The organism is Streptomyces sp. NBC_00306 (assembly GCF_036169555.1).
GTDB lineage: Bacteria > Actinomycetota > Actinomycetes > Streptomycetales > Streptomycetaceae > Streptomyces > Streptomyces achmelvichensis.
In genome coordinates, this window is record NZ_CP108032.1 from 7,742,534 (window position 1) to 7,768,768 (window position 26,235).

At 70.6% G+C, this 26,235-nt stretch carries 22 protein-coding genes; 10 read left to right on the forward strand and 12 right to left on the reverse strand.

What is annotated here, in order from left to right; genetic code table 11:
* Positions 1-37 precede the first annotated feature (37 nt).
* Entirely contained in the window at positions 38-1,921 is a 1,884-nt protein-coding gene (locus OHA05_RS34605) for a hypothetical protein (RefSeq protein ID WP_328862760.1), read from the reverse strand.
* Positions 1,922-2,176: 255 nt separating this feature from the next.
* Between OHA05_RS34605 and OHA05_RS34610 the strand changes: the two genes are divergently transcribed.
* The 3 genes from OHA05_RS34610 (at position 2,177) to OHA05_RS34620 (ending at position 5,855) form a co-directional block, all read left to right on the forward strand.
* On the forward strand, positions 2,177-2,620 hold the full coding sequence (locus tag OHA05_RS34610) for a helix-turn-helix transcriptional regulator (protein ID WP_328862761.1): 444 nt from the start codon (positions 2,177-2,179) through the stop codon (positions 2,618-2,620).
* Between the two features lie 10 nt (positions 2,621-2,630).
* Positions 2,631-3,041 (forward strand): VOC family protein, encoded by a 411-nt coding sequence (locus OHA05_RS34615; protein WP_313942272.1) that lies wholly within the window; start codon positions 2,631-2,633, stop codon positions 3,039-3,041.
* Between the two features lie 408 nt (positions 3,042-3,449).
* A complete protein-coding gene (locus tag OHA05_RS34620) occupies positions 3,450-5,855 on the forward strand; it encodes an excinuclease ABC subunit UvrA (RefSeq protein WP_328862762.1) in 2,406 nt (801 codons plus the stop codon).
* Between the two features lie 110 nt (positions 5,856-5,965).
* On the opposite strand, the gene OHA05_RS34625 is transcribed toward OHA05_RS34620, so the two are convergent.
* Together OHA05_RS34625 and OHA05_RS34630 are read right to left on the reverse strand one after the other, a co-directional pair.
* Positions 5,966-6,892, reverse strand: coding sequence for a hypothetical protein (locus tag OHA05_RS34625; protein WP_328862763.1), 927 nt, complete (start codon positions 6,890-6,892; stop codon positions 5,966-5,968).
* A gap of 22 nt (positions 6,893-6,914) precedes the next feature.
* Entirely contained in the window at positions 6,915-7,310 is a 396-nt protein-coding gene (locus tag OHA05_RS34630; protein WP_313942269.1) for a hypothetical protein, read from the reverse strand.
* Positions 7,311-7,345: 35 nt separating this feature from the next.
* On the opposite strand from OHA05_RS34630, the gene OHA05_RS34635 reads away from it, so the two are divergent.
* Positions 7,346-11,203: a CHAT domain-containing tetratricopeptide repeat protein gene (locus OHA05_RS34635; RefSeq protein WP_328862764.1), complete on the forward strand. Its 3,858-nt coding sequence runs from the start codon at positions 7,346-7,348 to the stop codon at positions 11,201-11,203.
* On the opposite strand, the gene OHA05_RS34640 is transcribed toward OHA05_RS34635, so the two are convergent.
* Positions 11,200-12,111, reverse strand: coding sequence for a LysR family transcriptional regulator (locus tag OHA05_RS34640; RefSeq protein WP_328862765.1), 912 nt, complete (start codon positions 12,109-12,111; stop codon positions 11,200-11,202). The genes OHA05_RS34635 and OHA05_RS34640 overlap by 4 nt on opposite strands.
* Positions 12,112-12,240: 129 nt before the next feature.
* Here OHA05_RS34640 and OHA05_RS34645 point away from each other — a divergent pair, with 129 nt between their 5' ends.
* On the forward strand, positions 12,241-12,888 hold the full coding sequence (locus tag OHA05_RS34645; protein ID WP_313942266.1) for a dihydrofolate reductase family protein: 648 nt from the start codon (positions 12,241-12,243) through the stop codon (positions 12,886-12,888).
* 80 nt (positions 12,889-12,968) lie between these two features.
* On the opposite strand, the gene OHA05_RS34650 is transcribed toward OHA05_RS34645, so the two are convergent.
* Complete coding sequence (locus OHA05_RS34650) at positions 12,969-13,334, reverse strand: transglycosylase family protein (RefSeq protein ID WP_313942265.1); 366 nt, start codon at positions 13,332-13,334, stop codon at positions 12,969-12,971.
* Between the two features lie 214 nt (positions 13,335-13,548).
* Complete coding sequence (locus OHA05_RS34655; protein WP_328862766.1) at positions 13,549-14,094, reverse strand: EF-hand domain-containing protein; 546 nt, start codon at positions 14,092-14,094, stop codon at positions 13,549-13,551.
* A gap of 286 nt (positions 14,095-14,380) precedes the next feature.
* Here OHA05_RS34655 and OHA05_RS34660 point away from each other — a divergent pair, with 286 nt between their 5' ends.
* Entirely contained in the window at positions 14,381-14,605 is a 225-nt protein-coding gene (locus OHA05_RS34660) for a hypothetical protein (protein WP_313942263.1), read from the forward strand.
* A 61-nt stretch (positions 14,606-14,666) separates the two neighbouring features.
* On the opposite strand, the gene OHA05_RS34665 is transcribed toward OHA05_RS34660, so the two are convergent.
* Entirely contained in the window at positions 14,667-15,026 is a 360-nt protein-coding gene (locus tag OHA05_RS34665; protein WP_313942262.1) for a hypothetical protein, read from the reverse strand.
* Between the two features lie 138 nt (positions 15,027-15,164).
* Between OHA05_RS34665 and OHA05_RS34670 the strand changes: the two genes are divergently transcribed.
* The 3 genes from OHA05_RS34670 to OHA05_RS34680 all read left to right on the forward strand — a co-directional run bounded on the left by OHA05_RS34670 (position 15,165) and on the right by OHA05_RS34680 (position 19,041).
* Entirely contained in the window at positions 15,165-15,410 is a 246-nt protein-coding gene (locus OHA05_RS34670; protein WP_328862767.1) for a hypothetical protein, read from the forward strand.
* 345 nt (positions 15,411-15,755) lie between these two features.
* A complete protein-coding gene (locus OHA05_RS34675) occupies positions 15,756-16,637 on the forward strand; it encodes a serine hydrolase (protein WP_313942261.1) in 882 nt (293 codons plus the stop codon).
* Positions 16,638-17,301: 664 nt separating this feature from the next.
* Positions 17,302-19,041: an MOSC and FAD-binding oxidoreductase domain-containing protein gene (locus tag OHA05_RS34680; protein WP_328862768.1), complete on the forward strand. Its 1,740-nt coding sequence runs from the start codon at positions 17,302-17,304 to the stop codon at positions 19,039-19,041.
* Positions 19,042-19,161: 120 nt separating this feature from the next.
* Here the strand turns inward: OHA05_RS34680 and OHA05_RS34685 are convergent, their stop codons facing one another.
* The 3 genes from OHA05_RS34685 to OHA05_RS34695 all read right to left on the reverse strand — a co-directional run bounded on the left by OHA05_RS34685 (position 19,162) and on the right by OHA05_RS34695 (position 21,143).
* Positions 19,162-19,527, reverse strand: a complete 366-nt coding sequence (locus OHA05_RS34685) for a hypothetical protein (protein WP_328862769.1) — start codon at positions 19,525-19,527, stop codon at positions 19,162-19,164.
* A gap of 107 nt (positions 19,528-19,634) precedes the next feature.
* Positions 19,635-20,183 carry a GNAT family N-acetyltransferase gene (locus tag OHA05_RS34690; protein ID WP_328862770.1) on the reverse strand — a complete coding sequence of 183 codons (549 nt, stop codon included), beginning with the start codon at positions 20,181-20,183 and terminating at the stop codon, positions 19,635-19,637.
* A 9-nt stretch (positions 20,184-20,192) separates the two neighbouring features.
* The gene (locus tag OHA05_RS34695) at positions 20,193-21,143 is read right to left on the reverse strand and encodes a helix-turn-helix transcriptional regulator (protein ID WP_328862771.1); all 951 of its coding nucleotides are present in this window, start codon (positions 21,141-21,143) and stop codon (positions 20,193-20,195) included.
* Between the two features lie 182 nt (positions 21,144-21,325).
* Here OHA05_RS34695 and OHA05_RS34700 point away from each other — a divergent pair, with 182 nt between their 5' ends.
* Positions 21,326-22,312, forward strand: coding sequence for an SDR family NAD(P)-dependent oxidoreductase (locus OHA05_RS34700; protein WP_328862772.1), 987 nt, complete (start codon positions 21,326-21,328; stop codon positions 22,310-22,312).
* A 96-nt stretch (positions 22,313-22,408) separates the two neighbouring features.
* Here the strand turns inward: OHA05_RS34700 and OHA05_RS34705 are convergent, their stop codons facing one another.
* Together OHA05_RS34705 and OHA05_RS34710 are read right to left on the reverse strand one after the other, a co-directional pair.
* Complete coding sequence (locus OHA05_RS34705; protein WP_328862773.1) at positions 22,409-23,545, reverse strand: PP2C family protein-serine/threonine phosphatase; 1,137 nt, start codon at positions 23,543-23,545, stop codon at positions 22,409-22,411.
* Positions 23,546-23,917: 372 nt separating this feature from the next.
* Positions 23,918-26,203: a SpoIIE family protein phosphatase gene (locus OHA05_RS34710; RefSeq protein WP_328862774.1), complete on the reverse strand. Its 2,286-nt coding sequence runs from the start codon at positions 26,201-26,203 to the stop codon at positions 23,918-23,920.
* Positions 26,204-26,235 lie beyond the last annotated feature (32 nt).

A 26,235-nucleotide genomic window follows, 5' to 3' on the forward strand; every position in this document is an offset into this window, starting at 1 on the left:
CCAGGTATCCGCGGTCACCGCCGTGACCAGGGAGGCGTCAGTTGCGACGCAGCACGCGGTTCGCCGAAGTCGCCGCGACCGTCGCCAGGAGCCAGCCCGCGCAGATCAGCAGGACCGCGATCCACTGGAGAGCCCCGTCCGCCGCGTAGAAGCGGTCCTGGCCGAGATCGGTGAGCGGGATCAGCAGATCGAGGGTGTAGAGCGGGGCGTTGAACGCGGGGTAGGGCCCGTCGCCGACCGGGCTCGGACGGTGCACGGAGAACACGGTCGCCCCGAGCGTCAGGAGCAGGACCAGCAGCCAGACGGCCCGGCTGGGAAGGTAGCCGTAGCCGATCACCAGATCCTGGAGATGCCCCCAGAGCCGCTGGGGGAGCGGCAGCGTGGAACGCAGCCGCCGGTGCTTGGCGAGCAGCACCGACCGGGCGTCGGTGTCGCGGCCGATGCGTTGGTAGTGGGCGGCGAGTTGCTCGTACGGCTGGGGGACGAACCCCGCCGGGTCCCGCATCAGCCAGGACAGCCGCTCGGCGGCGCGGGCGGGGCCCGGCAGCGCGTCGTAGTGGAGTCCGTCGAGCACGAGGGCCGCCGGCCAGGTGGCCGGAGCGTCACGCAGGACGCCGAGCGCGGCGAAGCTCAGGTCGATGCGACCGGCGGGTGCTTCCCGCAGTCCCAGCGACAGTTCGGGGGTGCCGACGCGCCGGAGGATCAGCGCGTCCTCGCCCTCGGGTGTGGAGATCGCCGCGCCCGCGAAGGAGATCCGGCTCCCGACGGAAGCGCTGCTGAGCCAGACGGTGCCGTGCGCGGTGAATCCGCCCGAGCAGTCGATGCGGGCACCGACCACGAGGTTGCGTGCCCGCATCGCGATGCCGTCATGGCCGGTGAGCTCGGCGCCGTCCAGTTGCAGCGAACCGCCGATCCTCGCTCCGGACAGTTCCAGCGTCCCCACCGCGACGAAGCCGTCACGGGCGTGCAGGTCCCCGCCCACCTGGACGCGGAAGGCCTTGACCGCCGGGCCGAGGGGGTTGTCCACCCGGGCGCCGTCCAGATTGACCGTGCCCCGGATCTGGGTGTCGCGCAGGTCCACGCAGCCGCTCACAAGTACGCCGGCACCTGCCTGGATGTTCCCCTCGACGGTGGCGCACACCAGACCCAGTGCCGCCTGGCCGCGGCCCATGCCGCGTCCGGTCAGCGTCGCCTCCTCGAGGTGGAGGGAACCGCCGATGGTGGCCCGGTAGAGGTTGGTCGCCCCCTCGTTGACGAAGCCTCGGTCGAGGTGGACGCTCCCCCCGACGACGAGCTCGGGGGCGCGGAGACGGGCTTCGGGGCCGAGAAGCCGCGCGCCGCGGAAGCCGAGATACTCCTGGACGTTCGCGCTGTGCAGAAGCACGGCGCCGTTGCAGACCAGGCCGGCTGCGGACAGGCCCATCGCGACGCCGAGTGATTGCGCGTCCAGAGCCGGACGTCCGGGCGGCCCCTCGATCCGGGAGTCATCGAGGCTCAGCCAGGCGCCGACTTTGCAAGAGCGCAGGTCGAGGGTGCCGTCCACGACGCAGTCGACGATCTTCATCTCGCGGGCGGTCGCCGCGCCGGTGGCCACGATGCCCGGTACCTCGCAGCCGACGAGTACGAGAGCGTTGACGCGGGCGCCGCGCATGAGGAGGGGACTCGCGAAGGTGCATCGATGCATACGCACGGGCACACCGATGTCGGCGTCGGCCAGGTCCAGCGCGCCCGTGATCCGGGCCCCGCGCAGATGGAGTCTCGCCGACCGGCCGCTCTCCGGCTCGGGAGCGGTGAGGAGCAGCGATCGCACGGCGTCAGCCCCGACCTCGCCCACGTCGCACCACTCGCCGCGACGGTACTGCTGCCACATGTGCTGCTCGTCCGCGGTCCAGTGGGCGGGCGGTCCGTGGGGCGACGTCACGCGTGCAGGGCCTCTCCGGTCCGAATACGTCGAGCGGTCACGGTCGCGATGTCGCTGCCGCGGTGCAGCACAGTGTCACGCGCGTCAACCGGCGGGCAAGGGGACGAAGTTGGGCCCGCCGCAGCCGGGACGGCATGCGGCCCGGGACGTCCGCGGGGAGGCCGGCACCGGATTCCCGGGACTGTTCCCCTTCAGGCCGGTTTGCCCGTACGAGTCGACAGATGTCGGCAGCGGGGACGACGTACGATCTCCCGTGTGAGCAGCAGACCCGACCCGGCGCCGAACCTGCGCGATCTCGCCCGGCTGCGCCGCGTGCGCGACCGGATGGACCGGGAGTACGCGCAGCCGCTGGACGTCGAGGCGCTCGCCCGAGGCGTCCACATGTCCGCCGGGCACCTCAGCCGGCAGTTCCGGCAGGCTTACGGCGAGTCGCCGTACAGCTATCTCATGACGCGGCGCATCGAGCGGGCCATGGCGCTGCTGCGGCGCGGCGACCTCAGTGTCACCGAGGTCTGTTTCGAGGTCGGCTGCTCGTCGCTGGGCACCTTCTCGACGCGGTTCACCGAACTCGTCGGCATGCCGCCCAGCACCTACCGGGAGCAGGCGGCGAGCGCGACGGCGGGCATACCGTCGTGCGTGTCGAAGCAGGTGACCAGACCGGTCAGGAATCGAGAAGCGCGGTCTCCGGGCCGGGACTAGCGTGACGGCCATGGACATCACCATTCACGCGAGCTTCCTTCCGCAGGACGACCCGGACGCCGCCCTGGCCTTCTACCGCGACGCCCTCGGCTTCGAGGTCCGTGGCGACGTCGGATTCGACGGGATGCGCTGGATCACGGTCGGCCCCGTCGGCCAGCCCAGCACCTCCATCGTCCTGCATCCGCCGGCCGCGGACCCCGGGATCACCGACGACGAGCGCCGCACCATCACCGAGATGATGGCCAAGGGCACCTTCGGGAGCATCGTCCTGTCGACCCCCGACCTCGACGGCACCTTCGCACGGCTCCAGGCCACCGACGCGGAGGTCGTCCAGGAGCCGACCAAGCAGCCGTACGGCGTTCGCGACTGCGCCTTCCGTGACCCGGCGGGCAACCTCCTCCGTATTCAGGAGCGGAGCTGAGCCGCGGGGCTTTCCCGCCCACGGTGTGAAGGGGCGGCAGCGGCGAAGGCCGAGGCCGTCCGGTCCCGGGGCCGGTACGAGCTGATCCGTCGTGCCCGGTGCTGCGGTCCTCATCCGGTACGGCTGGACGCTGCCGGCCCCGCCGCCCGCCCTCTCAGCAGGCACACCGGCCGGAGGCGCAGCAACCGAAACGGTATGGATCGCGTCACGTCGGGTCGAGTGGTGCGAGCCCGTCCGGCGCCGGCCGGGCGAGCTCGCGTCACCATCGCCGATCACGGGTGCGGCGGACCATTGCCACCACCCCTCGGACCACGTAGAACCCTGCATACTGCTCGAAGCTGGGCAGATCCAGCCAGGCGACGCCGACGGAGACCGCCGACGCGGTCCCGCCCGACAGATGGAGACACGATGAGCAAGGCCACGCGGACGGACACGCGGTCGCCTGCGCTGCACGATGCCGACAGCCACGACATGATCCGCGTGCACGGCGCTCGTGAGAACAACCTCAAGGACGTCAGCATCGAGATCCCGAAGCGCCGGCTGACGGTATTCACCGGCGTCTCCGGCTCGGGCAAGAGCTCCCTGGTGTTCGACACGATCGCCGCGGAGTCGAAGCGGCTGATCAACGAGACCTACAGCGCCTTCCTCCAGGGCTTCATGCCGTCGACGGCGCGGCCCGAGGTCGACGTCCTCGACGGGCTGACGACTGCGATCACCGTCGACCAGCAGCGGATGGGCGGCGACCCCCGCTCCACGGTCGGCACCGCCACCGACGCCAACGCGATGCTGCGCATCCTCTTCAGCCGGCTCGGCAAGCCCCATATCGGCCCGCCCAGCGCGTACTCCTTCAACACCGCCTCGGTCCGGGCGAGCGGGGGGATCACCGTGGACCGCGGCGCCGCCAAGACCAAGACCGTGAAGGCGACCTTCGAGCGCACCGGCGGCATGTGCACGCGCTGCGAGGGCCGGGGCAAGGTCTCCGACATCGACCTCACCCAGCTCTACGACGACTCCAAGTCGATCGCCGAGGGCGCGTTCACCATCCCCGGCTGGAAGTCCGACAACGTGTGGACCGTGGGGATCTACGCCGAGTCCGGCTTCCTCGACCCCAACAAGCCGATCCGCCGGTTCACCAAGAAGGAGATGCAGGACTTCCTCTACCGCGAGCCGACCAAGGTGAAGGTCAACGGCGTCAACCTCACTTACGAAGGCCTGATCCCCAAGATCCAGAAGTCGTTCCTGTCCAAGGACAAGGAAGCGATGCAGCCGCACATCCGGGCGTTCGTGGAGCGGGCGGTCACCTTCACCACCTGCCCCGAGTGCGACGGCACCAGGCTGGCCGAGGGCGCCCGGTCGTCGAAGATCAACCGGAAGAGCATCGCCGACGCCTGCGTGATGGAGATCAGGGATCTGGCCGAGTGGGTCCGCGGCCTCAAGGAGCCCTCGGTGGCGCCGCTGCTCACCGCGCTCCAGCAGACCCTCGACTCCTTCGTGGAGATCGGTCTCGGCTATCTCTCGCTCGACCGGGCGTCGGGCACGCTGTCCGGCGGCGAGGCGCAGCGCGTCAAGATGATCCGCCACCTCGGCTCCTCGCTCACCGATGTCACCTACGTGTTCGACGAGCCCACGGCCGGCCTGCACCCGCACGACATCCAGCGCATGAACCGACTGCTGCTCCAGCTGCGGGACAAGGGCAACACGGTGCTCGTCGTGGAGCACAAGCCGGAGGTCATCGCGATCGCCGACCACGTCGTCGACCTGGGCCCCGGCGCCGGTACGGAGGGCGGCACCGTCTGCTTCGAGGGCACCGTCGAGGGGCTTCAGAGCAGCGACACCATCACCGGCCGGCATCTGGACGACCGGGCCTCCCTCAAGGAGGAGGTGCGCAAGCCCACCGGTGCGCTGGAGGTCAGGGGCGCGAAGGCGAACAATCTCCAGGGTGTCGACGTCGACATCCCGCTCGGGGTGCTCACCGTCATCACCGGCGTCGCCGGCTCCGGCAAGAGCTCGCTCGTGCACGGGTCGATGGCCCGACAGGCGGGGGCCGAAGGCGTGGTGTCGATCGACCAGAGCCCGATCCGCGGCTCGCGGCGCAGCAACCCGGCGACGTACACCGGACTGCTCGACCCGATCCGCAAGGCGTTCGCGAAGGCCAACGACGTGAAGCCGGCGCTGTTCAGCGCCAACTCCGAGGGCGCCTGCCCCACCTGCAACGGCGCCGGTGTCATCTACAGCGACCTGGGGATCATGGCCGGTGTCGCCAGCACCTGCGAGGACTGCGGCGGGAAGCGGTTCGATTCGTCGGTGCTGGAGTACCGGCTCGGCGGGCGCGACATCAGCGAGGTGCTCGCGATGCCGGTGACGGAGGCCGAGGAGTTCTTCGGCGCGGGGGAGGCGCACACCCCGGCCGCGCACCGGATCCTCCAGCGGCTCAGTGATGTGGGGCTCGGCTACCTGACCATCGGCCAGCCGCTCACCACACTGTCCGGCGGCGAGCGGCAGCGCCTCAAGCTGGCCACGCACATGGGAGACAAGGGCGGTGTGTACGTCCTGGACGAACCCACCACCGGCCTCCACCTCGCGGACGTCGAGCAACTGCTCGGCCTGCTCGACCGGCTCGTCGACTCCGGCAAGTCGGTCATCGTCATCGAACACCACCAGGCGGTCATGGCGCACGCCGACTGGATCATCGACCTCGGCCCCGGCGCCGGCCATGACGGCGGCAAGATCGTCTTCGAGGGCACACCGACCGACCTCGTCGCCGACGGTTCCACCCTCACGGGGGAGCATCTCGCGGCGTACGTCGGGAGCTGAGACGCCTGGACGCCGAGGTCGGGAGCTGAGCTCCCCGTCCCGGCACAGAGCCTGAGGTTCTGTGCCGGGACGGGGAGCTCGGTGTTCGAGGAGACCAGGAGGCGGTTGTCTCAGTCCGCCTTCCTGAACACCTCCGACATCCCGTCGCCCGTCTCCTGGGCCAGCAGTCCCGTCGCGTCCGGCGCGATCAGGCCGACACGCGTGGCGAGTTCACGGCCGTGCACGTCGACGGCCGCCTCGATCAGGCTCGCGAAAGCGTCCAGCGCCGTCCGGGCGCGGGAACGCGCGACCGCCCAGCAGCCGACGGCGATCAGCACGGCCGGCCACCACCAACAGGCGAGCAGGCCATAGCCCACGGCCCAGGAAGCCAGCCGAGCCGCGGCGCTGAAGGAGTCCCGGCCCGCCCGGATCTGCTGCACGGCTGGTTCGGGGAGGATCAGCCACAGACGCGGCCACAGGACGGCGAGGTCCACGCCGTACGCGGCCTCGACGCGGTCCGCCGTCGCCTGCATGCGGTCGCCGTACCAGGTGGGCCGGGCCGGTTCACGCAGCGCGATGCGGTCACGAGCCGCTGAAAGGGCCTGGATCCGCTCCCAGGTGTCTCTCGGGATCGTCACCACGCCGTTCGCCACCGCACCGGCGGGGCCGGCGTGTCCGACGGCGTCCTCGACCTTCGCATCCCCTTCCTTCCACCGATGTGTACGCCGTGCGGTGAGGACCCGCGAGAGCGGGTCCCGGCCGCGCCGCAGCCAGAACTGCTCGATCGCACCGCCGAGGAACTGCGCCGCGAGCGAGGCCGCGGCCGCGGTGAGAAGAACGACGGCCACGACGAGCGCGGCGGCGCCGGTCCGGTCCAGCGCGGGGCGGGTCGCGAGGTCGTCCAGGGCGCCGCGCAGCCGGTCGAGGTCGTGCCAGTGGCGATGCCCCAGGGTCCTGCCGGCGGCCGCGACGGCGAGGAACAGGGCGCCGGGCAGCACCAGCAGGTTGAGCCAGCGTTCGGTGAGCTTGCTGCCGAGGGTGGCGAGGAGAGGATTCATGGGGTCGAGGGCCCGGGGGTGTTCACCGGGCCGGGCTCAGCCGCGACTTGAGCATGCGCGTGTCATTGACGGCGCAGTGCGGGGCGGGCAGCAGATCGCGGGCCCGTTCGAGCCGGGAGCAGCGAGCCGGCCCCGGGCAGACGGCCACCTTGATGTGGGCCAGGACACCGGGTGCCCGGGAGCTCCGGGACTCGCCCAGCAGCCCGCCCGCGTACCCCGCCCTGCGCAGCACGTGGTCCAGGTCGTCGTAGCCGCCCGCCACCGCGGCGTCGTCCGCGTCCCCCGACCGGATCAGGGTCAGTACGCGCTCGGCCGCCGTCCGCACCTCGGACGGCCGCGCATGGTTCGACGAACCGAGCAGAGCACACAACGCTGCTGCCCTCTGGGCGAGTTCGGCGTGATCGGGCGGTACGGTCATGCGCCAAGTGTGCCGCAGAATGAGCCCGGTCGAGGATGATTGCTGTGGTGACGGCGGGTGGAGTCGGCATGGGGGAGTTCGGCAACGTGCGGGAGGATCGGGACCGGCTCGTCCGGGCCGTCCGTGATCGCGTCACGCGGTCGGCGACCGTGGACCGGCGTGTGGACAGGGACGCCGTCTTCGGCGACGAGGCGGACACCGAACTGCGGTCACTTCTGCGGATTGTGGACACGAGGACCGACATGGAGGCCCGGCACGTGGCCGGCTGGCTGCTGGCAGCCCGGTCGGCGGCCGACCCGGGGGATCACGGCCGGGTCCACGGGTGCATGGCCGGAACGCTGCTCTTCCCGGTGTGGGTGGTCGATCCGGGACTCGTACCACCGGAGTTGGCGGAAGGGTATGCGCGTACCGATCCCGCCGTGCGCCCCGACCCGGCGAAGGCCGACGGTCCCGCCGACTGGGCGGGCGAGTGCGCCGCGGGCATGATCGCCGCGGAGGGGCGGCAGCACAATCCGCCGCCCGACGCCACCGAAGATGTCCGTCGGCTCTACGAGCTGGCCGTGCGCTTCGGCACCATGACACCGTCGCGTGACATGCGGCTCGCCGTCGCGATCGGATGCGGCAGCCTCGCCGTGCTCGCGACGCCGGAGGACGACCCCGCGTACGCCGCCCGGCTCGACGTCCTGAGAAACGCGGTGGCCCTCGCCGGGACGGCCGGCCTGTTCGGGGACCCGGGCGTCGACCGCGTCCGGGCGGCCCACCGGGCCCTCAAGGGCATCCCGGCCGATGCGCCCGGCCGGCTCCTCGCCCTGAGCGATCTGGGCATCGCGTTCCTGGAACGCTATCGGCGGTCCCACGACGCCCAAGACCTGGACGAGGCCGTCGGCATCGCGCGTGACGTGCTGGCTCAACTCCCGCCGGAGAGCCCGCATCTGCCCCACTGCCTCGGCACCCTGGCGGGCGCGCTTCTGCTGCTCCGGCAGCGGGAGGGCAGTACGCCGGAGGAGTGCGACGAGGTGGTGGACCTGTTCCGCAGGGCCGCACCGGGCGATCCGAAGGGACCGGCGGTCGCGGGCCTCAACCTGGGACTGGCGTTGATCCTGAGGGCCCAGCGCACCGGCCGCGTGGACGACCTGCACGAAGCGGTCCGGGTGCTGACCGAAGCACTCGGAGCGGCCCAGGACCCGGAGCGGAGCGCCTCGATACGCCGGGTCCTGGGCAACGCGCACCGTGCCCTCTTCACGTTGGTCGGTGATCCGGCCGATCTGGACGCGGCCATCACCTACCTCTCCGACACGGTCGCCGCGGCCGGTGAGACAACTTTTCGCACCGCGCCGCAGCTACTCGCCCCCGCCATGGCCCTGTTCGCGCGCTTCGAGCGCGATACCGAACGGAATGCGGCGGACCTGGCCGAGGCTCTGCGGCTGCTGCGGCAGGCCGTGGCACTCATGCCGCCGAGCCACCCGGAGCGGCCCGTGGCGCTCAACGATCTCGGCGAGGTGCTGAAGAGCAGCTACGAGCGCACAGGCGACGCGCAGGAGCTGAACGAGGCGGTGCAGGCACAGCGGGAGGCAGTGGCGCTCACCCCCGAGGGGCACGAAATGCTCGGAGTGAGGCTGCTCAACCTGGGCTCGACGCTGGGTCTGCGACACCTTCTGACCGAGGACGGCGAGGACCTGCGGGAAGCCCAGGAGTGCTCGCGCCGGGCCGCGGCACTCCCCGGACCGGGCCGCGCGCATCAAGCGATGCTGCTGGGTGCGGCGGGGATCAGCCGGATGACGGGCTTCCAGCGTGCTCCCGACCTGGCCGCCCAACTCGACGAGGCAGTAGGGCTCTTGAGGCAGGCGCTCGCCCTCACTCCGGAGGGCGACCCGTTGGTGGCCCGGCGACGCCACAACCTCGCCGTCGCCCTGTTGGCCCGCTGCGCCCACACACTGCGGCTCGGCGACGCCCGCGAAGCGCGGGAGCTGGCCGACGCGGTGATCGCGTCGCTGCCCCCGGACTCTCCCGCTCTACCGGGTGCCCTGGCGGTGGCCGCGAACTCGCGGCTCCTGAGCCCGCGAAACCTGTGGTCGTCGGCCGCTCGGGGTGAGGCGGTGGCGCTGCTCCGCAGGACGGTCGAGGTCACACCACCCGGCCACCCTCTGCGGACGCTGCGACTGACCAACCTCGGCACCATCCTCCGGGACCGGGGGCCGCTGCGCCGTCGGCGTCGGGCCGATCTGGTCGAGGCGGCCGAGGCCTTCCGCGAAGCAGCCCTGGAAACGCAGTGCGCCCCCTCCCAGCGCCTGGACGCCGCACGGGCGTGGGGCGAGGTCCGGGGAGAGCTCGGTGACTGGGCCGGCGCCCTGGACGGCTACGCGACGGCGGTCGACCTGCTGCACGCCGTCGCACCGCGCCATCTCGTCCGCGACGACCAGGAGTTGCTGCTGAGCCGGACCGTCGGGCTCGGCGCCGCGGCAGCCGCGTGCGCGGTTCGCTGCGGCCGCCCCGGTCTGGCGGTCGGACTGCTCGAACAGGCCCGAGGGGTGCTGCTCACCCACGCCTTCGACGCGGACAGCGATCTCACTCGGCTCAGAGAAGCGGCCCCGGACCTCGCCGACCGCTTCGAAGAACTCCGGGACGCCCTCGACACGGCCACCCACGGCAGCGATCAGGGGTTCCTCGACGAAGGAGCCCCTGGCCAGGGGCGCGTGGCTGATGCTCAGGCCGACCAGCGGCAGCGACTCGCCGCCGAATGGCGGGAGTTGACCGCGCGGATCCGCACCGAACACCCGGAACTCGGCCTGCTGCGGCCGGTGCGGGAGTGGGACGAACGGGAACTGTGCGCCACGGCCGCTGCGGGCCCCGTGGTCCTCGTCAACGTCTCCCCGCACGGCAGCGACGCACTGGTCGTCACCGAACGTGCCATCGACGCCGTACCGCTCCCCGGACTGGACCCACGGACGACGGCCGCCCGCCGGCAGGCCCTCCAGGACGCCTTGCTGCGTATCGAGACGCCCGGAACGTCCGGGGCCGACCCCCTGCGCTCGCAGCAAGTCGTCAACGACACCCTCGACTGGCTGTGGCGGACGGTCACCCGACCGGTCCTCGACCACGTGGGCATGTCGGCGATGCCCGCAGGACCGTTGCCCCGTGTGTGGTGGTCGCCCGGTGGTGTCCTGGGCACCTTGCCGCTGCACGCAGCGGCACCCGAGGGTGCGCCCGGAGCGCTGGACCGGGTCGTCTCGTCGTACACGCCGACGCTCCGGGCGCTGCACCACGCCAGGCAACGCGCTGCCCGCCCGGCGGGCACCGGCGCGCTCGTCGTCGGCGTCGGCGAAGCCCCCGGACTCGCACCCCTGCCCGCCGCCCGCCGCGAGGCCGAACACCTCGCCGGGCTGCTGCCCGGGGCCCACGTGCTCACGGGCGAGGCTGCCACCCACACCGCGGTGGTGTCCGCACTGCCCCGGCACGCGTACGCGCACTTCGCCTGCCACGCCGGGGGAGATCTCGAGCGCCCCTCCGCCGCCCGGCTCGCCCTGCACGATCACACCGACGCCCCGCTGACGGTCCGTCACCTCGCCCGGCTTCGGCTGCCGTCGGTCCGCCTCGCCTACCTCTCCGCGTGCGACACCCTGCGTACCAGCCCCGAACTCGCCGACGAGGCCGTCCACATCGTGAGCGCCCTCCAGATCGCGGGCTTCCCCCATGTCGTCGGCTCGCTGTGGCACGTCGACGACACGATCGGGGCCGGTGTCGCGCAGAGCGTGTACGAGGCGCTGATCAGGAGCGACGGCACGCTGGACGTCGACCGGACGGCGGAGGCGGTGCACGGAACCGTGCGCGCGCTGCGTGACATGTACCCCCGGACGCCGAGCCTGTGGGCCTGCCAGGTACACGCAGGGCCCTAAGGGCTGCTGGGTGCAGGAGCTGCCTGCCCAGGGTCGTGCTCGGGGTCTCGTGGCAGTGATGTCAGGATCTCGATCAGCGCGGCGGTGGCAGGTGGGTCCGGCGGGTCGCCGTACGTGGCCGCGTAGACCTGGCGGGCGTTCTCGGTGAGCTGTGTGGTGTGGATGCCCGGCGCCCGATGGGCGCGCAACGCGAGCCCGTTGAGTATCGCGACACCCATTCCGGCGGCCACGAGTGACTGTGAGACGACCGTGTCGTCACAGGCGTAGGCGATACGCGGTGAGAAGCCGGCCCGCTCGCACGCGGTGATCGTGGCCGCCCGACAGCGTTCGCAGCCGCCGACCCAGGCGGAGTCGCGATGGTCCTCGAGGCGCTGATGGGGTTGGTCACTGACGAGATGGAGGGGGTCGTCGAGCAGATGGGTGAGCCTGATTCCTTCCTCCTCCAGCGGAGTGTCGGCGTGCCGGAATATCAAGGCGATGTCGACGTGCCCGGCACGCAGCAACCTCAGTCCGTCGTCCGGATGGGCATCGACGAGGTTCAACTCGACTCCCGGGTACCTCCGGGACAGTTCGGCGGCTGCCCTCGGTACGAGGGTGCTGAGCACCGTCTGGAACCCGGCGAGTCGTACCCGTCCGGCACGAAGTCCCACGCGCGCGGCCAGTTCGACGGACGCGGCATCCAGTCGCCCCAGGATCTCGGTCGCCCGCTGCGCCAGTAGTTCCCCTTCGGGCGTGAGCCGGATCCCGCGGCCCACGCGTTGGACGAGCTTGGCTCCGGTGGCGGCTTCCAGCCGCCCCAGGTGGTGGCTGACCGACGGCTGCGAGTAGTGCAGCTGCTTCGCTGCCTCGGTCACCGATCCGTGCCGGGCGACCGCCGCCAGCACCGTGAGGTGGGTCAGGTTCAGCATTCATCAAGTTTATTGATGGGACCGGCGCGGAGTTGGCATAGGACGTCATGCCATCGGGAGGGCTACCTTCGCCTTGTGGCCGAGCTGATGGGATGAAGCTCGACCAACCGGAGGAAAGGAATACGAACCATGTCACTTGCCCGCGTCCAGCACATTGCCGTCTCGCTCGACGGGTTCGCGACCGGCGAGGGCCAGAGCCTCGAAGCGCCGTTCGGCCACGCCGGCGAACGGCTGCACGAGTGGATGTTCGCCACCCGGTGGGGCCGCGCGATGCTGCGTCAGCCCGGTGGCTCGGGCGGCGTCGACGACGCCTTCCTGAGGCTGTTCACCGCCGGGATCGGCGCCGAGATCATGGGCGCGGGGAAGTTCGGGTACCCCGGCTGGCACGAGAACCCGGACTGGAAGGGGCCATGGGGTTCCAACCCGCCGTTCCACACACCGGTCTTCGTCCTCACCCATCACCCGCGCCCGTCGATCGAGATGAAGGGCGGCACGACGTACCACTTCATCGACGCCTCGCCTGCCGAGGCGCTCGAGACGGCTCGCGAGGCCGCGGGCGGCCTGGACGTACGCATCGGCGGTGGCCCGACCATGGTCCGCGACTTCCTCACTGCCGGGCTCATCGACCACATGCACATCGTGGTGGTCCCGATCCTGCTCGGCCGAGGCGTACGTCTCTGGGACGGGCTGGAGGGCCTGGAGAAGGACTACGAGGTGGAGAGCGTCTCCACGCCCAGCGGGGTCACCCATGTGTCGTTCACCCGCGCGGGTCTGTGAACCGCCCCCGTCGGCAGGCGGGGGCGGTTCGGCGTCGTCCGGGCCGACGGGCAGCTCTCGGACCGCCTGCTGGTGACTCGTCAGTGCCGGGCGCAGGACCAGGCGCCCATGCCCTGCATGGCGGCGAGCCGCCTGGCCGTGGCGATCTGCTCCCTCTTCGTGGCCAGATCGGCGCGCGGCGCGTACTTGAGGCCGCCGGCCGCCGCCCAGCTCGACCGGGTGAACTGCAGACCTCCGTAGTGGCCGTTCCCCGTGTTGGCCTTCCAGTTTCCGGAGGACTCGCACTCCGCGATGGCGTCCCAGTCGACACCGGCCTTGACTGCGGCCCGGGGCGCGGAAGCCTGGGCGGCTCCAGCACCGAAGAGCAGGACCGGGGCACACGTCAGAGCTACCGCCAGCGACCTGACAGGCAGTCCGTACCGGTGGTTCATCTGGTGACGGCGCATCAGCAACCCTCTCGCTCGGAGGCCCGGCCGCGAGCGCGGCGGAGCACTACCGAACGTAAGCGGGCAGCGTCGTCGCGGCACACGGAGAGCGTCCATCAGCGGCACCCGGTCGTCAGGAGCAGCCCGTTCGGCGGATCGGTGAGGCGGCGCAGGGTGTGTGATCGTCCCCGCGCCGCGGCACGGAGGAAGGCCAAGGCGTCCTCGACGGCCCGGGTCAGGAGACTCCGAGGAAGATGCCGCCCGGCGTGTTGAGATCGTCGTTGTACAGGTGGAACGCGCGCAGTGACCTGGCTACCTCCCGCTGGGAGATGAAGGCATCGCGGTCCAGGTCGAGTCGCTGGAAGATCGCCGCCGCATCACCGTCGGAGATATCGCAGAAGGCCAAGTACCTGGCGAACTCGTCACGGTTGATCCGCTTGTCACCGTCGACGTCCAGGACGGTGAAGATGGCCTGGGCGATGTCCTCCAGCACCTGGGACGCGTGCGCGCCATAGCCGGCAGCGCGGTGCGCCGCGACGAACTCGTCCTGGGACAGCCGGTCCCGTCCTGGTGTCGCCTGCGCGAGGAGCCCCAGCCATTGAGCCCAGTAGGCCCGCTCCAGCGCCTTGATCTTGGTGTCACTCTCGGCCAACCCGTAGCCGGTGACGTACCGGTGCACGATCCGCTGGTAGTTCTCCCAGGTGACGTATCGGTCTTCGTCGGTGTCCAGCGCGGCGAAGAGCCGCCGGAGCCGACGGGTGAGGGGATCGGCTGTCGCCATGGTTCCAGGTCCTCCGGGGAGCTCATTGACAGTGCCTGCACAGTGAATCGGTGTCGTGGGTGTCGTGGCCACGGTCGGTGGCTGCTCTTTCTGGCGGCCGACTCTCTGAGGAACTGACTTCGGCGTGTGAGACGTGCCCGGGCCGCGGGAGGTTCACCCATCGAGGCACGATCTCGTCTCCGGCCACGGTGACCGGAGGACTGCCCGGTTACGGGCGCCTGTGGTCGGCAACGGAAGCGCAACGTGTCTCCACCACCCGGTCACGCCGATCACGTAGCGTCTGCGCATGACTGTTTCCCTGTTGCTGCCCGGGCCGGGCGGGAGCATGTCCGAGACCGTGGGTACCGAGGTCTTCCACCACGACGGCGAGGAGGACCACTACGAGTACGAGATCCATGCCAGCGGGGCTCTGATCGTGTGGAGCATCAAGAGGGGCGCGGCCGACGCGGTTCTCGAGGCATACGGGCCGGGGGCCTGGCTCAAGGTGAGCGGGTCGGTCTACCAGCCGTAGGCGGGGCGTTCGGCGCAGCCGGCGGGTCGAACTCTGGACGGCGCACGGTTCCGCCTGGCGGTCAGGTGGTCCTGCGGCCCGGAGGGAACTCTTTTCCGTCGCGGTCGGAGACCGTGGCGAAGCACGACGTGGCCCATACGGTGAGGCAGTCCGTCTCGTGGATCGTCTCGAGCGGGTGGTCGTTCCACGTCCCGTACGACGTGACGTACACAGCCTCGCCGGGCTTCAGCCAGTAGTCCTGGCCCCATGGCTCGAGCCACAGCTGCAACTGCTCCTTGCCGTCGTTCTGCACCAACATCGGGACTGGGTTTCCCAGTTGGCGGATCGCCTCGAAGCTGTAGTCGCCGGCCTCGGCCATGTTCGTCTTCAGCGGGTCCATGATCCGGTCGATCGCTGCCCGTCGAGGGTCCTGTCCGTTCACCCGGTGATTGTGGACCGGGGATCGCAGCCGAGAACAGTCCGTCGGCGAACAGACCTTTCACCGGGTGCGGTCGGTCGGTATCCCGCGGCCGGGGCTGCCTGCTCATCGCTGAAGTCGGAACGAGCCCGCCACCACGGCATGAGTTGGGCGGCACCGAACGCGACCTCGACGATGAAGCGGCTTCAGACCGACCGCGGGACAGCGTGCGCCGTCGCCCGCCACGGCGAGGAGGTGCGGGGCGCGCCGGAGACCGCCGACGGGCATTCCGGGCTGTCGGAGGACGAGGTCCCGATCATCGACGCGCGCCGGCCCAGATCGCCGCGGTGCGCGCCGACCTCGAAGGGCGCGCTCGTACCGCCTGTCCGCCGCGGCCGGTCGGTCTGACCGGCCGCGCCGACCACGTGCGGGGCCGACCGGCGGCTGGGCCGCGTATCGGCCGGGCCAGACATCGGCATGGGCCGACGAATGGGTTGACGAATGTCACACACCCAAGAATCGGCCTCAATGGCTCTATTTCGGGCATAGCGGCCACACTGCCGTCACCCCTGCCCTGTTAGCGTCGCCGTCGTCCGGGATCGTGCCGCTCGCAGGACCGTCGGGCGGCGTGCACCTCCAAGCCCCGGTGCCCCGGGCCACCGCCCCAGCGCCGCCCCCGGCCTCCGACGGCGAGCGCGGACCGAAGCCCTCGGACCTGAAGTGACCGCAGAAGCACAGCAGGACGGAACCCCCATGCTCCGAACGCACCTACCGCGCCGCGCAGTACGGTGCCTCGTCACGGTTCTGGCCACCGGAACCGTGGTGGCCGGGCTCGGGACCACGGGCGCGTCAGCGGCCGGCACCGGTTCGCGTGCGAGCGCGAAGGTCGGCGGTTCACAGGTCACCTGCACATCGCACCGGGCCGGACTGGCGAGCCGTCTGTCCCAGGACATCGCCGGCGCGCTCCGCGGCCGCCAGGGCGCCTCCGCTCTCGCGATCTACGACCGCACCACGGACACCTCGTGCACCTTCCGGGCCGGCGCCCGGTTCGACTCGGCGAGCGTGGTCAAGGTCACCGTCCTCGGGGCTCTTCTGCGCAAGGTCATGGAGGAGGACCGTCACCTCACGCCCCGCGAGGTGTCGCTGACCAAGGCCATGATCACCAAGTCGGACAACGACTCGACATCAGCGCTGTGGCGCCAGCTCGGGCCGAAGAGCGTGCAGCGCTTCCTGGATCTGGCCGGGATGCGGGAGACCGTTCCGGGGCCGAAGGGGTTCTGGGGCCGTACGCAGATCACCGCCGGTGACCAGCTCAAGCTGCTCCGCCTGCTGACCTCGGGCAACACCGTCCTCGATCAGGACGCCCGGGCCTACGCGCTCGGCCTGATGAACCGCGTCGTCCCCGCCCAGCGGTGGGGCGTACCGGCCGGGGCCTCCGGCACGGCGACCGTCCATCTGAAGAACGGGTGGCTGGAGCGAGAGACCAAGGGGTGGCGGGTGCACAGCGTCGGTGTGTTCACCGGCCGCGGTCACGATTACGGGATCGTGGTGCTTTCCGACGGCAACCGCACGATGAAGGACGGGATCGCGGGCATCCAGGGCGCCGCGCGCGCGATCAACCGCGATCTTCCCTGAGCTCGGCACAGGCACAGGCACAGGCACCGGCACCCGCGCCCCCCGAGTAGAGCGAGCGCACCGCCCGACACCGCGAGACCTGGGCCCCACGTCCTGGTGCACGTCCGTGCGGGGACGCAGAGCAGGCAGCGCGCGGCCCGGCAGCACGCGGACCTGCCGGTCACGCCACCGACGGCCACGCCACCGACGGCCACGACGCTTCGACATCCGCCGGACCGGCCGCCACCTGGTCCTCCGCAGCGGAGACCGAGGGGTCGCAGGTGTCACCGGCCCCCTCGTTCCGTACGAGTCCAGGCCGCGCTCGCTCGTACGCCTCGCCATGAGGTCGACGCATCCACGCAGACCCCGGTCGAAGGCCGGACCTTCTGCCCGTCCACGGCCCCGGCCGACTGCTATGACATCGCGCCCCCGTCGCGCAGTGTCATTGCATGAACACGCCTGGTCGAGGTGCGGCGTCACTCAGGATGGGTGTCGTTCGGGCCGCACACCGTCGAGGTGCACGTCGGCGGCGGACGACAGAGCCTGGAACCGAACCGGAACGTGGTCTCGCGCGGCGTCGAGGTGCACCTCACGCTCGACGCTCGACGAAACGACGGCCGTCAGCCAGCCGTGAGCTGCGCCGTCGTACCGCCGGAGCCGACGGCGCCCGGGGAAGGAGCGACCGATGTCCACACTGCTGTCCGTGAACGTCGGCATGCCGAAAGACGTGTCCTGGCAGGGCAGGACCGTCTACACGGGTGTGTGGAAGTACCCGGTCCACGGGCCGGCCATGGTCCGCCGGCTCAACATCGACGGTGACGGCCAGGGGGACACGGCAGGCCACGGCGGCGAGCAGCGGGCCGTCCTCGTGTACCAGCTCGACTCCTATCGCCACTGGCAGCAGCACTTCGGACGCGACGACCTCGACTACGGCCGGTTCGGGGAGAACCTCACCGTCGACGGCCTGCCCGACGACGAGGTCTGCATCGGAGACCGGTACCGCATCGGCGAGGCCGAGTTCGAAGTCACCCAGCCCCGCGTCACCTGTTACCGGGTCGGCCTGCGCCTCGGCCGGCCCGAGATGCCCGCGCTGCTGGTCAGCCACCACCGCCCCGGCTTCTACATGCGGGTCCTCCACGAGGGACACATCCAGGCCGGTGACCGGATCGAGAAGACCGCGACGGGGCCCGGCAAGCTGACCGTGGCCGACATCGACGCGCTGCTCTACCTACCCGGCCGGGACCCGGCCAAGCTGCGCCTGGCGATGCAGATCCCCGCCCTGAGCCCCGGCTGGCAGGGCTCGTTCCGCGAACTGCTGGATGCCGCGGAGCGTCCGGAGACCGCCGCCGCGCCCACCCCCGCCGGACCGGCCTGGGACGGCTTCCGGGAGCTGCGCGTGGCCGAGGTGGTCCGCGAGACCACGACAGTCTCCTCGATCCATCTGGGCGCCCCGGACGGGACCCCGCTGCCGCCCGCCCGCGCGGGCCAGTACCTGACACTGCGGATCCCCGACGCCGGCCAACCGGCCCTCGTACGCAGCTACTCACTGTCATCGAGCACCGAAACCGGCCACTACCGGTTCAGCGTCAAACATGAGCCGCACGGCACCGCGAGCGGCTATCTGACCACGAAGCTGCGCCCGGGTGCGGTCCTCGAAGTCGCGGCGCCTCGCGGTGAGTTCGTCCTCGCCGAAGGGACCGGCCCGGTCGTCCTCGTCTCCGCAGGGATCGGGCTCACGCCGGTGCTGTCGATGCTGCACGAACTCGCCGACCGGGACAGCGGCCGTGAGGTCTGGTGGATCCACGGTGCCCGCAGTCCGCGGGAACATCCACTGGCGGCCGAGGCGCACGCCCTGATTGCTGCCATGCCGCACGCCCACGAGCATGTGTTCTACAGCGCGGCGACACCCGGGGAACGGCGCCGGGTCCACGCCGTCGACGGCCGCCTGACCAGGGACAGACTGACAGCGCTGTCGCTCCCGTCCGACGCGACCGCCTACATCTGCGGCCCCACCTCCTTCACCGCGGACATGCAGGAGGCACTCACCGCGGCCGGCATCGCCCCGGCCCGCATCCACACCGAGTTGTTCGGGACCCTGGCGTCCATCAACCCCGGCCTCACCGCGCAGGCCACCCGGCCACCCCACCAGCCGCCGGGACCTCCCGGCACCGGCCCGCTGGTCACCTTCGTCCGTAGCGGCATCTCCGCGCCCTTCCCGGACGGCAAACGCAGCATCCTGGAACTCGCCGACGCCTGCGACGTCCCCACCCGCTGGAGCTGCCGCACCGGCGTCTGCCACACGTGCACCACCAGCGTCCTGTCCGGTGGCGTCACCTACTCCCCGGCGCCGCTGGAGCTCCCACCCGACGGCGAGGTGCTCATCTGCTGCGCCCAGCCCGAAGGCGACATCGTCCTGGACATGTGAGGACGGCCGGCGTCATGCACACCCAACCCTCCCAATGGGTGGGGACCGGCAGTGGCAGGCAGGCGACTTCCGCCCTTGTCGGTCGCCACGCGCCCGGCTGCACCCTGCGCCCGTCACCGGTCACCGAGGCCAGACGGCGTCCAACCGGCCGATGATCCGGCGGAGTTCGCGTGCGCTTCGAGGTGTCAGGGCATGCGTCACGGTGTCGAGGAGAGAGCGGGCTTCGAGAGGGTCGGGGCAGCAGTACGAGTGCACGTTGCCCCACTCGTAGTCGTGCCACAACTCGCGCTCAGGACGGTGGACGTAGTCCTTCCACAAGCGCACGGCCGCGCTGATGTCTCCTGGTCGGAGATAGTTGCGGGTGCGCTCGAGACAGGCGATCTCGGACAGTGCGCGCGAGGACAGGCCGTCGATGACCGGGCGTGCGGCCGGTGTCCGGTGCAGGGACGTACCGGTCCTGAGGTGGGCCGGCCGACTACGCGGCATGGGCCTTTCGGTTCGTCGTCATGCCGTGCATGGTGTCACGATCGCGGACGATGTCTCGAACCAATTCCCCTGCCCTGGAGTGTGTTTCACCAGTGGCGTCGCGCGACTCAGACCTCGGGAAGGGAGGGGTCGGGGGTCCAGGGGTCCGGTGCGGTGATGGCCCAGCGTTCGTGGTCCCGCCAGCCGCCGTCGATGTAGAGGTAGTCGGGCGACAGTCCCTCGTAGCGGAAGCCCAGCCGCCGGACCACGGCGAGGGATGCTGTGTTCGCCGGCTGGATGTTGGCCTCCAGCCGGTGGAGTCGCAGATCGGTGAAGGCGTGCCGCAGAGTGGCGGTGAGCCCTTCGGCCATGTACCCGTGCCCTGCGGAAGGGGCGAAGGCCGCATAGCCGAGGGACGCGCCCTGGTAGCGGCCCCGGATGATCGAGTTGATATTGACCATGCCGGCGGCTGCTCCGGTCTCCCGGACACGGATCAGGAAGCCCAGGTTGGTGCCGTCCTCGAAGCGGCGCATCCAGACCCGGAAGTCCTCCGCGGTCGCGGGTAGTTGCATCCATGGCTGATGGAGCTCGGAGCTGGCCCGCACGAGTGTGCAGAACTCCTCCTGGTCGAAGAGGGCGAGCGGGCGCAGTTCAATCCGTGACGGCATCGTGGGCATGGGCCAACGTTACGGCTCCTGTGCCGTCAACGGCTCATCGGACCCCGCGGCGACCGCCTGGCTGCGGACACGACTGCGATAGCGCAGCGGTGACTCGCCGACCTCTCGTTTGAACGCCGTGCTGAAGGCGCTCTCCGACGTGTATCCCAAGGTCGCGCCGATCGCGCCGATACGGTCGTCGCCGGCACGCAGGGCGCGCTGTGCCAGCAGCATCCGCCACCGGTTCAGATAGGCGAGCGGCGGCATACCGGCCGCCGTCCGGAACAGCGTCGCGAAGGAGGTCCTCGACATCGTGGCAGCCTGTGCCAGGGTCTCGAGTCGCCACGGTTTGCCCGGGTCCTCGTGCATGAGGACCACCGCAGGATGGAGCCGCTCGTCGGTCAGCACCCGCAGCCAGCCCGGGGGGATCTCCGCCTGGTGGATGTAGACCCGCAGCATGTCCAGCAGGAGGAGTTGGCCGTGCTGGCGGATGGCGAACGATGAGCCGATGCGCCCGCCGGCCGCTTCGTCGAACAGGTGCACAAGGCGGTCGCGCAGGGGGGTGTCCGTTGCGGAGGCGCGCACGAGACCCACCGGAGGCAGCGTGTGTGTGAACAGCTCCCGGACGATCGGGTTGAGGTCGATGTGCCCGCCGAGAACGACGTCCGCGCCGTCTTCCTCCAGCGAGGTGAAGCCCACGCGTGTCACGTCGATCTCCACGGGGGGTTCGTCCTCGGGCCCTCCGCGAACCGTCAGCCAGGACCGGTGGTTCAGGAGGGCGACGTCACCCGCATCGAGGATCACAGGCCCGTTGCACCCGTCGGTGGTCACCCGGGCCCGGCCCCTGGCCACCGCGACGAACTTCAGTGGATGGTCGAGGGCTCCCTGGGCGATCCACGACCCGTCCACGGCGAAGCCGCTCGACATCAGTCCCTGGATCTCGATGAGGTCGAGCACCCCGGACAACGGGTCGCCGCGCATGGGTACACCATCGCGCACTCCGGACGACCGAGCAAAAAGACCGGGTGATCCGGCATTGCCCGTACAGATGAGTGCGGGCCGCCGATCACCCGGGCGCGGTATCGCGACCCGCTGAACGATCGCGAAAGGAATCAGGACTTTTAGGTATTCAGGATCCTCCCGTTGATTCCTAGCGTGAATGCATGACCCACAACCAGCACCCTCTCGGATCCGGATTCACGTCGGCATCGACAGCCGACGACGTCCTCACCGGCATCGACCTGACCGGCGTCAACGTGATCGTGACCGGAGGCCATGCGGGGCTCGGTCTGGAGACCACGCGGGCCCTGAGCAAAGCCGGCGCGTCCGTCACCGTCGGCGCACGCAATCCGCAACGCGCCACCCAGACCGTGGAGGGCATCGAGCGCGTCGAGGTCGGCAGGCTGGATCTGGCCGACCCGGCCTCCATCGAGGCTTTCACCGCCCGCCGTGCCGACTCCGGCCGACCGCTGCACATCCTGATCAACAACGCCGGTGTCCCGCTCCACGAGAAGCGGGAGGTCGACGCGCGCGGCTACGAGATGCAGTTCGCGACCAACCACCTCGGCCACTTCCAGCTCACCCTGGGCCTGCTGCCCGCCCTGCGGGCCGCCGGTGGAGCGCGCGTCGTCAACCTGTCCTCCGGTGGCCACCGGCTCAGCGACATCCGCTGGGACGACCTCCACTTCACCGAGGGCTACCAGAGCTTCCTCGCCTACGGCCAGTCCAAGACCGCCGCCGTTCTGTTCGCCGTCGAACTGGACCGGCGCTGGGCCGATGACGGGATCCGCGGTTACGCCGTGCACCCGGGCATCGTCGCCGGCACCAGCCTGAACAGCTCGGTGGGGGAGGAGCAGTTGAAGGCCACCGGCCTGATGGACGAGCACGGGCAGCCGGTCGTCGACCTCGAGCGCGGAATCAAGACCGTCCAACAGGGCGCGGCCACCACCGTATTCGCCTCCACCAGCCCTCTGCTGGAGGGGATCGGCGGCGTCTACCTCAAGGACAACGACATCTCGGAACTGGACAGGGAACCGCAGCCCCTCACGGGCGCGGAGAAGGCGCCCCCTGCCGACGTCGTGCAGCACGCCATCGACCCGCAGTCCGCGCGGCGGCTCTGGGAGCTGAGCGAGGAATTGATCAAGGGGTGACCACCACCCTGAGGCGGACCGCGGCAGCCGCCTCACCGGTCCGGGCCGCCGCCCCGCCGCGGCGGACACGGCCCCCACACCTGGTCCTCCGAGGAATCAGTCCGAACCGGTGTCGGCTCTTCTCCTGAGGACCAGGACGGCCGTGTCGTCCGTCGGTCTGCCACCGGTGTGCTGTTGCAGCTCACGGTGCACGGTCCTCGCGATATCGCGGGGCGCCACCTCGCCCCAGCGGGTCACGCGGTCCTCCAGTGGATAGAAGGTGCCCGCGGCGTCGCGGGCCTCGGTGACACCGTCCGTGCAGAGCAGCAGAGTGGAGCCGGGCGGGAAGTCGAACCATTCCACGGTGCGTGGCTCCGGAGTCAGCGACGCCAGACCCAGCGGCACCGACGGCTCGTGGCGCAGTGCCGGTCCCGCCTGATCGCCGTGCAGGATGTAGGGCTCGACGTGGCCACAGTTGATCGCCTGGGCTTCCGGACCGGAACTGATGCCGAGGACGAGGGCCGTGACGAACCGTTCCCGTTCTCCCGCCTGAGCCGCGAACGAGTTGTGCCTCAGCACCGAGTTCTCGAGGGCGTCCACCACCGCCGTGAGCGTGGGCTCCGACACCGCGGCCTCCCGGAAGGCCGTCAGCACGGCGAAGGCCGCGCTGATCGCGGACAGGCCCTTGCCCTGGACATCGCCGATGAACACACGGCTTCCGTACGGCGAGTCCACGACCTCGTAGATGTCGCCCCCGACCCGGCTGTCCTCCTCCACCGGCTCGTACAGACCCTGGACGAGCAAGTCGTCGGTCAACAGGGGAAACGGGCGCAGGATCTGACGCTGCAGGGCGGCTGCCGCTGAACGAAGGCGGGCGATCTCTCCCTCCCTGCGGACGCGCTGGGCCGCTCCGGCAACACTCAGGCCGGTGAACACGAGCGCGAAGACGACCACTCCCACATCCGCCGCCAGTGTGTCGAGCGGTGTGTCGATGAGTGAGGCGATGACGACGAGGTTGACCCAGACGGACGCGAACACGGTCTGACGGACGCTGCCCCTGCCGGCGAACAACGCCGGCAGAACGATGAGGAAGGGAGCGAGCCTGGTCTCCCTGCCGAGGAGAAGACCTGTCAACGCCAGGACCACCGTCACCCCGACCAGCGAGAACCACACGGTTCGCCAGGGGAGCGAGCCTGCGCGCGAGCCGCGGCTCTTCACCGCATCCGGTGCATCAGGATCGTTCGAGGCGTGCACCGTTGCTCCTGCCCTCCGGCCGACGTCGTAACAGCGCCCACGGTCCTGCCCACACGGTCCGGGACCGGTCGGAGCCGAGACTTCGCGCCGGAGCAGCAGGGCACCGAGGGCGCAGGGACATCCGTATCCCATGCCCCGGCGGTTGTACGTGAGGGAAGGTCGGCGTCACTCGGATGCCCGACACGGCGTGCGTCGAAGGCGGGCTCCGGCCGGGCGGTCACCGTCCCAGAAGTGCGCGGAGGCCGCTGAAGACCGTCCCGGCCCGCCGGCCGTCCCGACCTCCTCGTCCTGGTGGCGGTCGGCTCGACGGACATACGGTTCTTTCGGGGCCGCCGGCGCCCGGACCGACCCGCGCAGGACGCGACAGGGCTGCTACGCATCGTCGTCGCCGAGCGCTTCCTCGACCCAGATGATCTTTCCGTTCGGTGTGTAGCGGGTTCCCCACCGTCGAGCGAGCGCTGCGATGATCAGCAGGCCCCGCCCGTTCTCGTCCTGGGCCCGGGCATGACGCAGGTGCGGTGATGTGGCGGCCTCATCCGAGACTTCGATCGTCAGTGAGCGGTCGCGTATGAGGCGTACCGTCGGGTTGCCGCTGGCGTGGCGGATCACATTGGTCACCAGTTCACTGACGATCATCTCTGTCGTGAACGTATGAGCCTCCAGCCCCCAGTCCTCGAGCTGGTGACCGGCTTTCTCCCTGGACTCGGCCACCGCGGCGGGCTCCCGGCTGCCCGTCCAGGTGGCGACGGACTCGGCGGGAAGGCGGTGGGTGAGGACCGCCAGAACGGCAGCCCCGTCACCCGGATCTTGCCCCAGCAGGCTGTGCACAATGCTGTCGCAGGTCGCTCTGGGGTCGTGGGCCGCATGGTGAGCCGCTTGGCGCAGCTGGGCCATACGCTCCTCCGCGCGGGCGCTGGGCTCCAGGAGCGACTGTGAGTAGAGGGTCAGCATGCTCTCCGGAGCCAGGGACGTACGGCTCACGTCGTAGCTCGCACCCTGTCCGAGTGGGGGCCCGACCGGCACGTCCACGATGGTCACGTCACCGTCGGCGGATGCCACGAGCGGGGCGGGCCAGCCGGCCGAGGCCGCCGCGAGTTCCCCGGTCACGGGGTCGTAGACGGCGTACAGGCAACGGGGAGAATCCGCGGTGGCGGGCGATGCCCCCGGCTGCGGACGGGCACCGGCGGGGAGGATATGACCGGTGGCATCGTCGAGATGAGCCAGTAGCTCGTTGGGCGGCAGGTCGAGCCCGGCGAGGGTGTCCAGGGCCGTGCGGAATCGCCCCATGGTCACGGATGCGTCGACTCCCTGCTGCGGAACCTGCCCGATGGCCAGACCGACACGGGCTCCGGACAGCGCGATGACATCGAACCAGACCGTCTGCCGGGATCCCGGTGTGTAGAAGTGGGCCGTCGTCACCCCCGAGAGCTCCGGGAACGTTCGCGGGAGCAGGCTCCGCTGGAGCGCGACGGCGGTGGTGTGCTCCCTGGTGTAGCAGCGCGCGTTCTCGATGTGAACGCATGCCTTGGCGCTCACCTGCTCGGCGAGGCCCACATCGAGGGTGTCGAAGGGGACGGGGTGGCGCGGCCCTCGATAGAAGCTGGCGAGCCCCAGGAGACGCCCGCGGGACGACAGGGGCAGCACGATCATCGAATGGACCCCGGCGTCCCTCAGGGCGCCTGCGCGAGCGGCGTCGTGCGTGAGCCAGTCGGACGGCGATGTGTGCGGGTCCAGCAGTCGGGGTGTGAGGTCGGCCATCACCTGCGTGTAAGGGGTCGGGGACACGAAGTAGCTCATCTCGCCGACGGCGTAGACGGGTTGCAGTTCGCCCCGCGACTCGAAGGCGGCCCGGCGCACGGGCACATCGGTGCCGACCGGCGGCGCCGGCGCCTCGCCTCCCTGCAGGACCGCGTCGATGAGGTCGACCGAGACGGCGCCGGCGAAATCCCGTGTGGCGACGCCGGCGAGTTCCTGCGCCGTCCGCATCGCGTCGAGTGTGGTGCCGATCTCCGCGTGCGCCTGGGCGAGAAGGTGCGCTGCCGTCCGGTCGCGGTCCTGCTCGGTGACATCGTGGATCACGGCTCCGACGCCGATGGTCTGCTGCTCGTCCAGGAGCTGAAATGCGGTGACGGCGAAGACACGGGGGTGATCATGACCGTCGTGCCCGCCGACCCTGCCCTGGACAGCTGGTTCGCTGCCGTCCAGCACCTGCTCGAGAACCGCGGCAAGGGGGAGGCGCGAGCCGAGGTCCGCCACGCGGTGCTCCAGTACGTCGCCGGCCGGGCGACCGCGCATGGCCAGGGCCGCGGAGTTGCTGCGCAGGACACGAAGCTCGGTGTCGTACACCTCCAGCCCGGCGCTGGACTGCTCGAACGCCGAGTACTCGAAGGCCGCTTCGACGTGCGCGGCCCGGAGGCTGGGAGCGGTACCGCGGATGTCGACGACAGTCTCTGTGCCGTGGCGCCCGACGCTGAGCAGCAGGGCGGCCGGCGCAGGGGCATCGCCCTGTGCTGCGAGGTGGTCCAGGAGGTCGGAGAGAAGGCGGCCGGCAGGCTGTCCCACGGGGTCGGCGGAGAGGGCAAAGTACCTGCCCGTGGGGTCACGCCAGCTGGAGACATTTCCGCTGTCGTCCAGAGTGAACGAACTCTCGTGTGCCATCAGCGGCACCTCCTCGCACAGCCCCGTCCACT

Coding starts and splice junctions, on each gene's coding strand:
- OHA05_RS34615 (WP_313942272.1), top strand. CDS start 2,631: ATGGACATCACCATTCACGCGAGCTTCCTTCCGCAGGACGACCCGGAC.
- OHA05_RS34620 (WP_328862762.1), top strand. CDS start 3,450: ATGAGCAAGGCCACGCGGACGGACACGCGGTCGCCTGCGCTGCACGAT.
- OHA05_RS34625 (WP_328862763.1), bottom strand. CDS start 6,892: ATGAATCCTCTCCTCGCCACCCTCGGCAGCAAGCTCACCGAACGCTGG.
- OHA05_RS34630 (WP_313942269.1), bottom strand. CDS start 7,310: ATGACCGTACCGCCCGATCACGCCGAACTCGCCCAGAGGGCAGCAGCG.
- OHA05_RS34635 (WP_328862764.1), top strand. CDS start 7,346: ATGATTGCTGTGGTGACGGCGGGTGGAGTCGGCATGGGGGAGTTCGGC.
- OHA05_RS34640 (WP_328862765.1), bottom strand. CDS start 12,111: ATGCTGAACCTGACCCACCTCACGGTGCTGGCGGCGGTCGCCCGGCAC.
- OHA05_RS34645 (WP_313942266.1), top strand. CDS start 12,241: ATGTCACTTGCCCGCGTCCAGCACATTGCCGTCTCGCTCGACGGGTTC.
- OHA05_RS34650 (WP_313942265.1), bottom strand. CDS start 13,334: ATGCGCCGTCACCAGATGAACCACCGGTACGGACTGCCTGTCAGGTCG.
- OHA05_RS34655 (WP_328862766.1), bottom strand. CDS start 14,094: ATGGCGACAGCCGATCCCCTCACCCGTCGGCTCCGGCGGCTCTTCGCC.
- OHA05_RS34660 (WP_313942263.1), top strand. CDS start 14,381: ATGACTGTTTCCCTGTTGCTGCCCGGGCCGGGCGGGAGCATGTCCGAG.
- OHA05_RS34670 (WP_328862767.1), top strand. CDS start 15,165: ATGAGTTGGGCGGCACCGAACGCGACCTCGACGATGAAGCGGCTTCAG.
- OHA05_RS34675 (WP_313942261.1), top strand. CDS start 15,756: ATGCTCCGAACGCACCTACCGCGCCGCGCAGTACGGTGCCTCGTCACG.
- OHA05_RS34680 (WP_328862768.1), top strand. CDS start 17,302: ATGTCCACACTGCTGTCCGTGAACGTCGGCATGCCGAAAGACGTGTCC.
- OHA05_RS34685 (WP_328862769.1), bottom strand. CDS start 19,527: ATGCCGCGTAGTCGGCCGGCCCACCTCAGGACCGGTACGTCCCTGCAC.
- OHA05_RS34690 (WP_328862770.1), bottom strand. CDS start 20,183: ATGCCCACGATGCCGTCACGGATTGAACTGCGCCCGCTCGCCCTCTTC.
- OHA05_RS34695 (WP_328862771.1), bottom strand. CDS start 21,143: ATGCGCGGCGACCCGTTGTCCGGGGTGCTCGACCTCATCGAGATCCAG.
- OHA05_RS34700 (WP_328862772.1), top strand. CDS start 21,326: ATGACCCACAACCAGCACCCTCTCGGATCCGGATTCACGTCGGCATCG.
- OHA05_RS34710 (WP_328862774.1), bottom strand. CDS start 26,203: ATGGCACACGAGAGTTCGTTCACTCTGGACGACAGCGGAAATGTCTCC.